Source organism: Streptomyces sp. NBC_00510, assembly GCA_036013505.1.
Taxonomy (GTDB): domain Bacteria; phylum Actinomycetota; class Actinomycetes; order Streptomycetales; family Streptomycetaceae; genus Actinacidiphila.
This window is the reverse complement of sequence record CP107851.1, coordinates 5,330,617-5,344,483: the sequence shown is the minus strand read 5'-3', so window position 1 is coordinate 5,344,483 and position 13,867 is coordinate 5,330,617. Positions and strand designations below refer to the sequence as shown.

Annotated in this window: 9 protein-coding genes and 4 tRNA genes; 9 read left to right on the top strand and 4 right to left on the bottom strand. The window is 71.4% G+C overall.

All coding sequences use genetic code 11. The annotated features are described in order from the left end of the window. Nucleotides 1-130 precede the first annotated feature (130 nt). Both OG937_24120 and OG937_24115 read right to left on the bottom strand, forming a co-directional pair. On the bottom strand, nucleotides 131-2,179 hold the full coding sequence (locus OG937_24120; GenBank protein ID WUD74557.1) for a DEAD/DEAH box helicase: 2,049 nt from the start codon (nucleotides 2,177-2,179) through the stop codon (nucleotides 131-133). Nucleotides 2,180-2,387: 208 nt separating this feature from the next. Next, a complete protein-coding gene (locus OG937_24115) occupies nucleotides 2,388-2,876 on the bottom strand; it encodes a hypothetical protein (GenBank protein ID WUD74556.1) in 489 nt (162 codons plus the stop codon). Nucleotides 2,877-3,140: 264 nt separating this feature from the next. Here OG937_24115 and OG937_24110 point away from each other — a divergent pair, with 264 nt between their 5' ends. The 8 genes from OG937_24110 to OG937_24075 all read left to right on the top strand — a co-directional run bounded on the left by OG937_24110 (nucleotide 3,141) and on the right by OG937_24075 (nucleotide 10,472). Beyond that, the gene (locus OG937_24110; GenBank protein WUD74555.1) at nucleotides 3,141-3,491 is read left to right on the top strand and encodes a metallopeptidase family protein; all 351 of its coding nucleotides are present in this window, start codon (nucleotides 3,141-3,143) and stop codon (nucleotides 3,489-3,491) included. A gap of 82 nt (nucleotides 3,492-3,573) precedes the next feature. Next, the gene (locus tag OG937_24105; GenBank protein WUD74554.1) at nucleotides 3,574-5,142 is read left to right on the top strand and encodes a metallophosphoesterase; all 1,569 of its coding nucleotides are present in this window, start codon (nucleotides 3,574-3,576) and stop codon (nucleotides 5,140-5,142) included. A 93-nt stretch (nucleotides 5,143-5,235) separates the two neighbouring features. After that, nucleotides 5,236-5,308, top strand: a tRNA-Glu gene (locus tag OG937_24100). Between the two features lie 321 nt (nucleotides 5,309-5,629). Next, a tRNA-Asp gene (locus tag OG937_24095) sits at nucleotides 5,630-5,704 on the top strand. Nucleotides 5,705-5,708: 4 nt separating this feature from the next. Next, nucleotides 5,709-5,785, top strand: a tRNA-Phe gene (locus OG937_24090). A gap of 266 nt (nucleotides 5,786-6,051) precedes the next feature. Beyond that, nucleotides 6,052-9,978, top strand: coding sequence for an ATP-dependent RNA helicase HrpA (gene hrpA / locus OG937_24085; GenBank protein WUD74553.1), 3,927 nt, complete (start codon nucleotides 6,052-6,054; stop codon nucleotides 9,976-9,978). A 72-nt stretch (nucleotides 9,979-10,050) separates the two neighbouring features. Then, a tRNA-Asp gene (locus OG937_24080) sits at nucleotides 10,051-10,125 on the top strand. 137 nt (nucleotides 10,126-10,262) lie between these two features. After that, nucleotides 10,263-10,472 carry a DUF6274 family protein gene (locus tag OG937_24075; protein ID WUD74552.1) on the top strand — a complete coding sequence of 70 codons (210 nt, stop codon included), beginning with the start codon at nucleotides 10,263-10,265 and terminating at the stop codon, nucleotides 10,470-10,472. Between the two features lie 263 nt (nucleotides 10,473-10,735). Here the strand turns inward: OG937_24075 and bldC are convergent, their stop codons facing one another. Both bldC and OG937_24065 read right to left on the bottom strand, forming a co-directional pair. Further along, nucleotides 10,736-10,942 (bottom strand): developmental transcriptional regulator BldC, encoded by a 207-nt coding sequence (bldC, locus tag OG937_24070; protein ID WUD74551.1) that lies wholly within the window; start codon nucleotides 10,940-10,942, stop codon nucleotides 10,736-10,738. A gap of 484 nt (nucleotides 10,943-11,426) precedes the next feature. Further along, nucleotides 11,427-12,281, bottom strand: coding sequence for a hypothetical protein (locus OG937_24065; protein WUD74550.1), 855 nt, complete (start codon nucleotides 12,279-12,281; stop codon nucleotides 11,427-11,429). A 173-nt stretch (nucleotides 12,282-12,454) separates the two neighbouring features. Here OG937_24065 and OG937_24060 point away from each other — a divergent pair, with 173 nt between their 5' ends. Then, entirely contained in the window at nucleotides 12,455-13,561 is a 1,107-nt protein-coding gene (locus tag OG937_24060) for an NAD(P)-binding domain-containing protein (protein ID WUD74549.1), read from the top strand. Nucleotides 13,562-13,867: the final 306 nt, after the last annotated feature.

The window sequence follows — 13,867 nt, the reverse complement described above, 5'->3', positions numbered from 1 at the left end:
GCCAGAGCCTAACAGCAGGCCCACAGGAAGAGAAGGTCTGCACCAGCCGTCCGACCTCGGTCTTTCCCCGAAACGGCAGGGGCCCGGCAGATGGACGTCCATCTGCCGGGCCCCTGCCGTTCACCTGGGGTCAGCCGTTGCGCTTCCAGCGCGGCTTGTCCGTGCGGCGGTCGAAGCCACCGGTGGGGCGGTGGTCGTCACGACGGCCGTACGGGCGGCGGTCGTTGGCGTCACGGTCGCGGTTGAACGCCGGGCGGTCGTCGCGGCGGTCCCGGTTGAAGGGGCGGTCGCCGCCGAAGTGGCGGTCACGCGACTCGTGGGGGCGCGCCGGGCGGTCGTCGCGGCGGTCGTAGGAACGCGCCGGGCGGTCGTCACGACGCTCGAAGCCGCGGTCACGGTCACGGTCGCGGTTGAACGACGGGCGGTCGTCACGGCGGTCCCGGTTGAACGACGGACGCTCGTCACGACGCTCGCGGTTGAACGACGGACGCTCGTCACGGCGGTCCCGGTTGAACGACGGACGCTCGTCACGGCGCTCGTACCCGCGGTCACCGCGGTCACCGCGGTCCCGGTCGCGGAACGACGGGCGGTCGTCACGACGGTCGTCGCGGCGGCGCTCGTAGTTGCCCCGGTCGTCACGGCGCTGGAACGTGCGCTGCTCCGGCGCGGACGTCTCCGCGGCCGGGGCGGGGACGCTCGCCGCCGCGGCGACCGCCTCGGCGGCCTCGGCCTGGGCGGCGGCCACGGCGGCCTCCGGGTCCTCGCCGCGCTCACGGGCGGCACGGGCGGTGAGGCGGTCGGCCTCCTCGCGCAGTTCGGCGGCCCGCCGCTGCGCGCGCTCCAGGGACTTGACGAGGTCGGCGACCTCACGCTCGGCCTGCTGGGCGGCGTTGCCCGCCGCGTCCGCCTGCACCTCGGTCAGCGACCGGGCGCCGGTGATCTGGGCCACGTCCTCGTCGAACGCCCCGGCCCCGCCGACGACGTGGCGCGAGGCGTCGACGCCCGCGTCCTCCATCAGCCGGAAGATCTGCTTGCGCTGGTGCGGCAGGGCGAGCGAGACGACCGTGCCGGACTGGCCGGCGCGGGCGGTACGGCCCGAGCGGTGCAGGTAGTCCTTGTGGTCGCCGGCCGGGTCCACGTTGAGGACCAGGTCGATGCCGTCCACGTGGATGCCGCGGGCCGCGACGTCGGTGGCGACGAGGACGTTGACGTAACCGTCCTTGAAGTCCGCCAGGGTGCGGGTGCGGGCGCCCTGGGTCATGCCGCCGTGCAGGGCGTCGGCCTTGACGCCCGCGTCGCGCAGCTGCTCGGCGACGCGGTCGGCACCCATCTGGGTGCGGACGAAGATGATGGTGCGGCCCTTGCGTGCGGCGATGGCGGCGGTGACCGGGGCCTTGTCCTTGGGCTTCACGACCAGGACGTGGTGGGTCATCGTGGTGACCGCGCCGGCCGAGGGGTCGACCTCGTGCGTGATCGGGTCCTTCAGGTACCGCTTGACCAGGGTGTCGATCTCGTTCTCCAGCGTGGCGGAGAACAGCAGCCGCTGGCCGCCGGCCGGGACCAGGTCGAGGATCTCGGTGACCTCGGGCAGGAAGCCCATGTCGGCCATCTGGTCGGCCTCGTCGAGGACGGCGATCTGCACCTGGTCCAGCGCGCAGGCGCCGCGCTCGATCAGGTCGCGCAGCCGGCCCGGGGTGGCGACGAGGATGTCGACGCCGCGCTCCAGGGCGTAGATCTGGTTCTGCATCGAGGTGCCGCCGCAGACGACCTTCATCTTCAGGCCGAGCACGTCGCCGTACGGCTGCAGCGCGTCCGCGACCTGCATCGCCAGCTCACGGGTCGGAGTGAGGATCACACCGCGCGGACGCTTGCGCTCGGTACGGCCCTCCGACAGGGAGGTGAGCAGCGGCAGACCGAAGGAGAGGGTCTTGCCGGAGCCGGTACGGCCGCGGCCGAGGATGTCGCTGCCGGCCAGGGCGTCGGGGATCGTCGCCGCCTGGATCGGGAAGGGGGTGGTGACCCCGTTCTGCGCCAGCTTGCGGACGATCCCCTCGGGCAGGCCGAGGTCGCCGAAGGTCACGCTGGGGGTTTCGGGAGCGGTCTGCTCCTCGGTGACGGCCTCGTCGGTGCCGTCGGTGTCGATGGGCATGGCGGAACGGTCGGCAGTGTCAATAGACATGCTGAAGCTAAAACCTCTCGGAGATTTCGGCACGCGCCAGCTCCGGAGGTTGCTTACAACCGCCTCGATGCGGTCAGCCACAGGAGAAAAGGAACGCGCCAACGCGGCGCGCTTCGGTTCGGCGCCGGGCAGTGGGATCAAACGATCTACCAGCATACGCATACGAGACCGCTTTGGCCAATTCGGTCCTCTCGGCCCCTCCCGTTCCTCATGTGGCGCCGTTCACCGAGGGCGCGCTGGACGGCGACGGCTCGGGCGACTCGCCGCCCCCGGACGGCGGCGGCGAGCTGTCTCCCGGCGAGGACGTCGTCGACGGCCGGTCCGACGGGGGCGCGGACTGCGAGGGCCGCCCCGAGGACGAGGGCCGCCCCGACGGCTTCCCGCTGTGGGAGCGGTCCGGGCCCTGGGTCGGCCCCGGCACCGACTCCTCCGCCGACACCGAGGGCGAGCCGGCACCGGGCGCGAGGGCCCCGGGCCGCCCCTCCACCCCACCCGGGCCGCCGGGCATCACCATCCCGCCGTCCTCCCAGGTCCCCCCGGCACCGCCGGCCTCCCCGGCGACACCGGAGGACGCGCCCTTCGGGTGGGCGTCGCCGCCCGCGCCGCCCACGCTCACGCAGCCGGTCACGGAGCCCAGGGCGAGCACGGGCAGGAGCAGCACGGCCGCCGTACGCGCGCGGGCGGTGGCAGGGGTCACGGAGGCACCTCTGGTGGATCTGGCGGGACCGGTGGGTCCGGTGGGTCCGGCGGGGGCGTGGCGGGATCGGGTTCCGCGCTGCCCAACGGGCCCACGGCCCTCGGGGACACGCCCCTGCGGGCGGGAGCGCGCCCCCGCGGCGACCGGCCCGCCCCCCGTGCGGGTCACCTAACGGCTCCCACCCGGCACCCCCTTGGCGCGCCCCGGTACCGCAATCCGCGCCGGACGCTGCCCGAACGGCCGTCCGTCCCGGACAATGGCGGTGTGCTGGAGATGTCACGCGAAGCGTTCGAGGAACTGGTCAGCGACGCGCTGGACCGGATCCCGCCCGAGCTGACCCGCGTCATGGACAACGTGGCGGTGTTCGTCGAGGACGAGCCCGACCCCGCCGATCCGGAGCTGCTGGGCCTGTACGAGGGGACGCCGCTGACCGAGCGCGGGGAGTGGTACGCGGGCGTCCTGCCGGACCGGATCACGATCTACCGCGGCCCGACCCTGCGCATGTGCAGCACGAAGGAGGAGATCGTGCACGAGGTCGCCACGACCGTCGTCCACGAGGTGGCGCACCACTTCGGCATCGAGGACGAACGCCTGCACGAACTCGGCTGGGGCTGAGCCCCGGTGGCCCCCCGCGGGCGCGCGGGGGACGTCCGTCCGGCGGCGCATGGCCCGCGAGCGCCGGGGGCATACGTCGGCAATGGTCCGTGTTCGCTCTCGTGTGCCCCGTATCCGTGACCTGTGGCGTCGCCGCCGCACCGCCGAACCGTCCGCCCCCTCGCTCCCCGTCCCCCCGGCCCGCCCCTACCTGGGCGCGCTCGGGCTGCTCGCGGTGACGCTGGTGGGCGGCTGGCTCGGCCTGGTGGTGCTCGGCAGCATCGAGGAACCGGTCGGCCCGATGAACACCCGGATGTCGCTGCACCCGTCCTGGACCGGGGACACCAAGGTCAACATCTCCCCGCTGGGCTCCCTCCAGCTGGACAGCCACGACGGCCCGCTGCGTCTGGTCGTGGACGTCGACACCCTCGACCCCGACCGGGCCCGGACCCTCGTACGGCACCCGGAGCGGATCAGCGGGCTGCAGAGCGAGGTCGCCGCCGACGTCGAGCACAGCACGACCGAGCTCGCGCTGCGGTCCTCGGTGGCCGCACTGACCGGGGCCACCGCCCTCGGCCTGGCCGTCTACCGCAGGCCCCGCCGCGCCCTCGCCGCGGGCGGGCTCTCCCTCGCGGTGCTGGTGGCCTGCGCCGGCACCGCGTACGGCACCTGGAACCCGCGCAGCGTCCTGGAGCCCCGGTTCTCCGGGCTGCTGAGCAGTGCCCCCTCGGTGGTCGGCAACGCGCGCAGCATCGTCAGCGACTTCGACATCTACCAGCAGGAACTCGCCCGCCTGGTGACCAACATGACCCGGCTGTACGACGCGACGTCCACGCTGCCCGCGTACAACCCGGACCCGACCACGCTGCGCGTGCTGCACGTCTCGGACATCCACCTCAACCCGGCGGCCTGGCAGATCATCGAGTCCGTCGTCGCCGAGTACAAGATCGACGTGATCGTCGACACCGGTGACCTGATGGACCACGGCACCACCGCCGAGAACGGCTTCACCTCCGCCATCCCCGACCTCGGCGCGCCCTACGTCTTCGTCCGCGGCAACCACGACTCCATGGACAGCCAGCGCGCGGTCGCGGGCCGCGCCAACGCGTACGTGGTCGACGACGGCCGGTCCGTGGTCGTCAAGGGGCTGCGCATCGCCGGCATCGGCGACCCGCAGTTCACCCCGGACCGCTCGGTCGAGGCGGCCGGCGACCCGTCGGAACGGGTGGCCGGGCAGGAACTGGCCGACGCCATCCGGCGGCAGAACGCCACGGGCGCCAAGGTCGACATCGCCGTCGCCCACAATCCGATCGCCGCCGCCCAGACGGACGGCACCGTCCCGCTGATCCTCTCCGGGCACACCCACACCCGCGACGTCGACGTCCTCGAACACGGCAGCCGGCTGATGGTGCAGGGCACGACCGGCGGCGGCGGACTGCGCGCCGTCGAGGGCGACACCCCCCAGAAGGTGGAGGCCTCCGTGCTCTACCTGGACCGGGACACCCACGCCCTCCAGGCCTGGGACGAGATCACCCTCGGCGGGCTCGGGCTGTCCACCGCCGAGGTCTCCCGCCACCTCCCGGAGGAGGTGGAGCCGGGCCGCGCCCCGTCCCCCTCCTCCTCCCCCTCCTCCTCCGGGACGCCCTCCGCCACGGCGACGAGCAGCCCGTGAACCGGCCCGTAAACCGTTTTGGCGATCCCCCCTCGCATCCCATATCCTGCTGACGCGTCCCGACGGCCGAAGATTCGCCCGGCGGGCCACCCCGCCCTCATCGTCTAGTGGCCCAGGACGCCGCCCTTTCAAGGCGGTAGCACGGGTTCGAATCCCGTTGGGGGCACATACGTCGTCTGCGTCGTCCCGCAGACCATGCGCGTTGGCAGTGCGGCCGGTTCACCGGCGGCGCTGCCTTCCGTGTTTTCCGGGCCGGAACCGGTGCTTCCCCCTCGCAGGCCCGCAGGTCACGTGTGCGTGGCACCGCCCGGGGTCTGATACGCTGGTCCAGCGAGATCGGCCCGCCAGTGCGTGTCCGACCGGTCACCGAGAATCACCGACCGGGGGACGTCCACCGGCGATCCATTCCTCGCAGAGCGCGGCGGAATCCCGTTGGGAGCACGCACAAACGTGTGGGAGACTGTCTCTCGCGCAGAGCGCAAAGCAAGGTCCTGTGGAGCAGTTTGGAGTGCTCGCCACCCTGTCAAGGTGGAGGCCGCGGGTTCAAATCCCGTCAGGACCGCGCTGGCTGGGTAGCTCAGTTGGTACGAGCGATCGCCTGAAAAGCGATAGGTCGCCGGTTCGACCCCGGCCCCAGCCACCAGCAACCCCCGTCGAGATCCTCGGCGGGGGTTTCGTGTTCCCGGCGGCCGGCCCTCCCGGCGGGCCCCGCAACCGACGCCACGCAACGGGGAGTCACGCCGCAACGGGGAGTCACGCCGGCCGTGCCGGTGTCGTCGCGAGCACCACCCGCACCGCCGACGCCCACCGGGCCGCCGGCCCGGTCCTCCGGAGCGGTCCTCCGGGGCGGGGATCGCCGGGGTAATGCGTTCGCCCGGGGGGCGCGGCGGATGCGATGCTGGAACGCGTATGTCTACGCAGCCCCCCTCCCCCGCATTCGGCGAGCTCGGCACACGGCTGGCCGAGCTCACCCTGCGCGACGCGCAACGCCTCGGCCGTCGCCTGGAAGGCGCACGCCGCATCCGCAAGCCCGAGGCCCGCTCGGCCGTGCTGACCGAGATCGGGGCGGAGATCGACAAGGCCGCGCTGAAGGCCGACGCGCGGCGCACGGCCATACCCGCGATCAGCTACCCCGAGCAGCTGCCGGTCAGCCAGAAGAAGGACGACATCCTCGAGGCGATCCGCGACCACCAGGTCGTGATCGTGGCGGGCGAGACCGGCTCCGGCAAGACGACGCAGATCCCCAAGATCTGCCTGGAGCTGGGCCGCGGCGTCCGCGGCCTGATCGGTCACACCCAGCCCCGCCGCATCGCCGCCCGCACGGTCGCCGAGCGTGTGGCGGAGGAGCTGCGCACCCCGCTGGGCGGAGCGGTCGGCTGGAAGGTCCGGTTCACCGACCAGGTCGGCGACGGCACGCTGGTCAAGCTGATGACGGACGGCATCATGCTGGCCGAGATCCAGACGGACCGGGATCTCCTCCAGTACGACACGATCATCATCGACGAGGCCCACGAGCGCAGCCTCAACATCGACTTCATCCTGGGCTACCTCGCCCAGCTGCTGCCCCGCCGGCCCGACCTCAAGGTCGTGATCACCTCCGCGACGATCGACCCCGAGCGCTTCTCCCGGCACTTCGGCGACGCGCCGATCGTCGAGGTCAGCGGGCGTACGTATCCGGTCGAGGTGCGCTACCGGCCGCTGCTGGCCGAAGGGGGCGGCGAAGCCGACGAGGCCGACCGCGACCAGATCACCGCGATCTGCGACGCGGTCGACGAGCTCCAGGCCGAGGGTCCGGGCGACATCCTGGTCTTCCTCTCCGGCGAGCGGGAGATCCGCGACACCGCCGACGCCCTGAACAAGAGGCAGCTGCGCTTCACCGAGGTCCTGCCGCTGTACGCGCGGCTGTCCTCCGCGGAGCAGCACAAGGTGTTCCAACGCGGCACGGGCCGCCGCATCGTGCTGGCCACCAACGTCGCGGAGACCTCGCTCACCGTCCCCGGCATCCGGTACGTGATCGACACGGGCGTCGCCCGCATCTCCCGCTACAGCCACCGCACCAAGGTGCAGCGGCTGCCCATCGAGCCGATCAGCCAGGCCAGCGCCAACCAGCGCAAGGGCCGCTGCGGCCGCCTCGCGGACGGCATCTGCGTCCGGCTGTACTCCGAGGACGACTTCCTGTCCCGCCCGGAGTTCACCGACGCCGAGATCCTCCGCACCAACCTGGCCTCCGTCATCCTGCAGATGACCGCGGCGGGCCTCGGCGACATCGCCCGCTTCCCCTTCATCGACCCGCCGGACGCCCGGAACATCAAGGACGGCGTCCAGTTGCTGCAGGAGCTCGGCGCGCTCGACGGGCAGAAGCTCACGCAGACCGGCCGCAAGCTCTCCCAGCTGCCGGTGGACCCGCGGCTGGCCCGCATGGTGCTGGAGGCGGAGCGCAACGGCGTGGTCCGCGAGGTCATGGTGATCGCGGCCGCCCTGTCGATCCAGGACCCGCGCGAACGCCCCCAGGACAAGCAGCAGCAGGCCGACGAGAAGCACCGCCGCTTCGCCGACGAGACCAGCGACTTCATGGCGCTGCTCAACCTGTGGCGGTACGTGCGCGAGCAGCAGAAGGCGCTGTCCTCCTCCGCCTTCCGCCGGATGTGCCGCACCGAGTACCTCAACTACCTGCGCATCCGCGAGTGGCAGGACATCTACAGCCAGCTGCGCACGGTCGCCAAGACGATGGGCATCCACCTCGCCGAGGGCGACCACGAGGTCAACCTCCAGCACGTGCACCAGTCACTGCTGGCGGGCCTGCTGTCGCACGTCGGCCTGAAGGACACCGACAGCAAGAACGAGTACCTGGGCGCCCGCAGCGCCAAGTTCGCGGTCTTCCCCGGCTCCTCGCTCTTCAAGAAGCCGCCGCGGTGGATCATGTCGGCCGAACTGGTGGAGACCTCGCGGCTGTGGGCGCGGGTCAACGCCCGCATCGAGCCGGAGTGGATCGAGCCGCTCGCCCAGCACCTGGTGAAACGGTCCTACAGCGAACCGCACTGGGAGAAGGACCAGGCCGCGGTCATGGCCTTCGAGAAGGTGACGCTGTACGGCGTGCCGATCGTGGCCGACCGCAAGGTCAACTACGGGAAGATCGACCCGGAGACCAGTCGCGAGCTGTTCATCCGCAACGCGCTCGTCGAGGGCGACTGGCGCACCCACCACCAGTTCTTCCACGACAACCGCAAGCTGCTGGCCGAGGTGGAGGAGCTGGAGCACCGGGCGCGGCGCCGCGACATCCTCGTCGACGACGAGACGCTCTTCGACTTCTACGACCGCCTGGTGCCCGAACACGTGGTGTCGGGCGCGCACTTCGACTCGTGGTGGAAGCACAGCCGCCGCGAGGAGCCGGAGCTGCTCAACTTCGAGCACTCCATGCTGATCAACGAGAACGCCGAGGCCGTCACCAAGGACGACTACCCCGACTCCTGGCGCCAGGGGAAGCTCAAGTTCCGTGTGACGTACCAGTTCGAGCCGGGCGCGGACGCGGACGGCGTGACCGTCCACGTCCCGCTGCAGGTGCTCAACCAGGTCACCCCGGACGGCTTCGACTGGCAGATCCCGGGCCTGCGCGAGGAGGTCGTCACCGAGCTGATCCGCTCGCTGCCCAAGGCGATCCGCCGCCACTACGTGCCGGCGCCGAACTACGCGAAGGCCTTCCTGGACCGCGTCGTCCCCGTGCAGGACCCCCTCCCGGAGACCCTCGCGCGGGAGCTGCAGCGGATGGTGGGCGTGCCCGTCACCGCCGAGGACTTCGACCTCGCCAAGGTCCCGGACCATCTGAAGATCACCTTCCGGGTGACCGACGAGCGCCGCCGCAAGCTGGCCGAGGACAAGGACCTCGAGGCGCTCAAGCTGCAGTTGCGGCCGAAGACCAAGGCCGCGATCAGCAAGGCCTTCGACGCCGCGGGCTCCATCGGCATCGAGCGGCGCACGGGCCTGAAGCAGTGGACGGTGGGCGCCCTGCCGCGCACCTTCGAGACGCGGCGGTCCGGGCAGCCGGTCAAGGCGTACCCGGCGCTGGTCGACGAGGGCGAGAGCGTGGGCGTGCAGCTCTTCGACACCGAGGCCGAGCAGGCCGCGGCGATGTGGCGCGGCACCCGCCGGCTGATCCTGCTGAACGTGCCCACGAACCCTGCGAAGTTCGCCGCGGACCGGCTGTCCAACCAGGACAAGCTCGCGCTGTCGCGCAGCCCGCACGGCTCGGTGACCGCCCTGTTCGACGACTGCGTCACCGCGGCCGCCGACCGGCTCATGGCCGAGCACGGCGGCCCGGCCTGGGACGAGGAGTCCTTCCGGAAGCTGTACGACTCGGTGCGCGCCGACCTCGTCGAGCTGACCGTCAGGACGGTCGCCCAGGTGCGCCAGGTGCTGGCCGCCTGGCAGGCCTGTGAGCGCCGTCTGAAGGCCGCCCAGAGCCTCGCCCTGGTGGCCAACCTCGCGGACGTCAAGGAACAACTGGGAGCCCTCGTGGGGCCCGGTTTCGTGACCGCCACGGGGGTGCGCCGGCTGCCGGACCTGCTCCGCTACCTGGTGGCCGTCGACCGGCGGCTGCAGCAGATGCCCACGGGCGTCCAGCGCGACACCACGCGCATGGAGAAGGTCCGCGAGATCCAGACCGAGTACGCCGAGCTGCTGGCCGCCCAGCCGGCCGGGCGCCCGGTCCCCGAACGGGTGCGCGACATCCGGTGGATGATCGAGGAACTGCGGGTCAGCTACTTCGCGCACGCCCTCGGGACGGCGTTCCCCGTCTCGGACAAACGCATCTTCAAGGCCCTCGACGAAGCCTGGGGCTGATCGGGTTCGCAATCACCCTCTGACCTGCTGTACAGTCTTCCTCGCGGCCAGGGAACGACGGCCGCGAAACCTGGTCCTGTGGAGCAGTTTGGAGTGCTCGCCACCCTGTCAAGGTGGAGGCCGCGGGTTCAAATCCCGTCAGGACCGCAGTGAAAGCAAGGCCCGCGTCCAGCGAAGGACGCGGGCCTTCTTGCTGTGCGCGGGGCGGACGGCGTGGCCGGGACGCGGTTGCGGAGGGTGTGGGTCCCCTGGTTCCGGCCGTTCCCGCGTGGTACGCCTGGCACATGAGCGCGACGCCGAGGGAACCGGGCCCGCCGCCCCGGGACGTGACGCGGGCGCTGCTGCGCGCGCACCTGGCGGCCGCGGCGGGGGGCGGACGGCGGCACCTGACCCGGCACTGCCCGGTGTGCCACCGGCTGATGCGGCTGGCACTGCGGCGCACCGCCGTCCCACTACCGCACGAGTCCGGAGGGGAACAAGACTCCGGCATGTGACGGGAGTCACGTGAAGAGTTCCGGCTCTGAGGGAACTTGGGGGCTCCTGTGGGACCGTCAATTTAATATGTGCAATTGCACTCATGACAGAGGGCCCAGTCCTCACAAGACGGACACATCACACGCACAAAAAAGATCGCACCGGAGCCGGCGGACTCCGGTGCGATCAACGTTCCTACGGGTGTCCCTGATGGGGGCAGGGACCCTTCGGAGCGGGCGTTGCGGCGGGTTGGGGGCCCCACGTGGACGCCCGTTTGTTCAGGTCAGGCCTCGCTGCGCTGCTGCGGAATGCCCGCGAGCAGTGCACGGACCTCCGCCTCGCGGTAGCGGCGGTGCCCGCCGAGCGTGCGGATGGACGTGAGCTTGCCAGCCTTGGCCCAGCGCGTGACCGTCTTCGGGTCCACGCGGAACATCGTGGCAACCTCAGCGGGGGTCAGCAGCGGCTCGGCATCAGGGGTGCGAGCGGTCATGAGCGGCCTCCTCGAGAGAACCGAACCAACACGGTTCTTTCCTCTAAATTCTGCACCTTGACCCGCGTTGCCCGAAATAGCGGACGCGGGCCGAGTCGGTAATAGGACGAACGGCTTGTCCTTGGCACTACAACTACACCATCTGTCCAGCCGTGTCGGCCAAACCGATGGATTTGCCCTCTGAGGTGTCTAAGCTCGACGGAAGCCGATGGACCGGGCCATAACGGACAGTCACGCTTGAGTGACGATCAGTCACAGCCAACCCACGAGCCACAGCCCCACCTCAAGGGGATGCAATCCCGGACATTCCACCCAGAGCGAGTGGAAAGAGGTCCTTCCGGACCCGATGTCCCATATTGTCATGGGGGGTGGGGATGAGGGCAAGACCCCTAAACGTGCTTTAGGTCACGCTTAGGCCAAAGGTACCGGTCGGCCGGACTCAGGACCAAAGTCCCTCCCCCCACGACCGGTTCCCGACGGACCCTCAACTCGCGTACAGCAGCTCCCTGACGGCCCGCCAACGGTCGCTGAGCCGCTCGTACGCCTCGCCGGCCCGGGTGCCGTCCCCGTCCCTCAGCGCGGCCAGCGCCTCCGCCACGTCGGCGGCGGACCGGTCCCCCGCGAGGGAGTCCGGGGCGATGGCGTGGACGAGCCCGCCGTAGTCGAGTTCAACCAAGGAGCGCGGGTGGAACTCCTCGAGCCAACGCCCTACATCTACCAGGCCGTCGATCAGGGGTCCCTCTTCGAGTGAATCCTTGAGCACCCGCAGCGCCCGGGCCGTCCGCCGGCGGGCCTGCACCATGGGGGTCCGGTAACGCATCACCGGCTGCTTGGACTCGCCCGCGCCCGCGGGTTCGTACTCACGCTCGGAATCGTCGAACAGCACGAACCAGCGCACCGGGACGTGCCACGTAGCCCCGCGGATCCAGGGACGGGCGTCGGCGTTCTCGGGCTTCTCCGCCCGCCACGCCGTGAAGTCGGCCTCCGCCTGCTCGCGCACGACCGGCGGCAGCACGGCGTCCACCACGGGGGCGGGGAACTCCTCGACCAGTTCGGACAGGGCCAGCCAGCCGCGCAGCCGGGTGCGCCAGGGACAGACGTGGGTCACGCCGTCCACGACGGCCACGAAGGCGTCCCCGCTCTCGCGGACCGGGACGGCGACGGGCGGCACGGACAGCAGACCGGCCAGCGACTGCCGCAGTTCGTCCTGTGCGGACCGCTGAGCGCCCTGGGCGGCATATCGGTACCAGTAGCCGCGATCGGGCTCCGGGAAGGCCGCCAGCGGCTCGTACACCCGCAGATACGCCGCGTACGGGACCAGCACCGATGACAAGCCCACACCCGCTCCCTCGTGACGGCTTCCGCCCTGGCATCGTCCCACGTCGCTTCCGGCACGGGGAGTGATCCACGACACTGGGAAGATGTTCACGGCCGGGTGGTTCTAGTCTTCTGCCAACCGGCCCTCCCCCACCCACCCGGAGGGCGACCTCTGGACATTCGGGAGTCACCACAGTGACCGACGTACGTCAGACACCCGGCATCGTCACCACGCTGTTCCGATCGGAGCAGGGCGGTCACGAGCAGGTCGTCTTGTGCCAGGACCGCGCCAGCGGCCTCAAGGCCGTCATCGCGATCCACTCCACCGCCCTGGGCCCGGCCCTCGGCGGCACCCGCTTCCACGCGTACTCCTCCGACGAAGCGGCGGTCGAGGACGCGCTCAACCTCGCCCGCGGCATGTCGTACAAGAACGCGCTCGCCGGCCTCGACCTCGGCGGCGGCAAGGCCGTCATCATCGGCGACCCGGACATGGACAAGTCCGAGGAGCTGCTGCTGGCCTACGGCCGCTTCGTGGCCTCGCTCGGCGGCCGCTACGTCACGGCCTGCGACGTCGGCACCTACGTGGCCGACATGGACGTGGTCTCCCGCACCGCCCCGCAGTGGACCACCGGCCGTTCGCCCGAGAACGGCGGCGCCGGCGACTCCTCCGTCCTGACCGCCTGGGGCGTCTTCCAGGGCATGCGCGCCTCCGCCCAGGCCAAGTGGGGCGACCCCACGCTGCGCGGCCGCAGGGTCGGCGTGGCCGGTGTCGGCAAGGTCGGCCACCATCTGGTGGAGCACCTGCTCAAGGACGGCGCCGAGGTCGTGATCACCGATGTTCGCGGCGAGGCCGTCGACCGGATCATCTCCCGTCACCCGCAGGTAACCGCCGTCTCCGACGCTGACGTCCTGGTCCGGACGCCGCTGGACGTGTACGCGCCCTGCGCGCTCGGCGGCGCCCTCGACGACGACTCGGTGCCGGCCCTCACCGCCTCGATCGTCTGCGGCGCGGCCAACAACCAACTCGCCCACCCCGGCGTCGAGAAGGACCTGGCCGACCGCGGGATCCTCTACGCGCCCGACTACGTCGTGAACGCGGGCGGGGTGATCCAGGTCGCGGACGAGCTGCACGGTTTCGACTTCGAGCGGGCCCGCGCCAAGGCGACGAAGATCTTCGACACCACGCTCGCGATCTTCGAGCGCGCCGCCGCCGACGGCATCCCGCCGGCCGCCGCCGCCGACCGCCTGGCCGAGCAGCGCATGGCCGAGCGCACCCCGGCGGAGAGCTGGCTGCGCCCGTGACCCGTGGGGCCGCGGCAGGGCCGCGGCCCCTCCGGCACGCCCCCGTCCGCGTGTGGACGGGGGCGTGTCGTCCATCACAAAGCGGACACCCGCGGGGTGCCGCCGACGTACGGTGGCCGCGCGTCCTCGCGAGTCGGGGCGGCTCCCGGCGGGCCTCCGTGACGAGGACCGCAGGCTGGACATCCGACCGTTACCACGCCCCGGCAGCCAGACCGCGGCGGAAGAAGGTAAAATCGCGATTGACCAGCCAGGACGGGGCCATCGCGGGCCCCTGCTCCGACGCGCGTCGTGCGGGCGACGTACCGT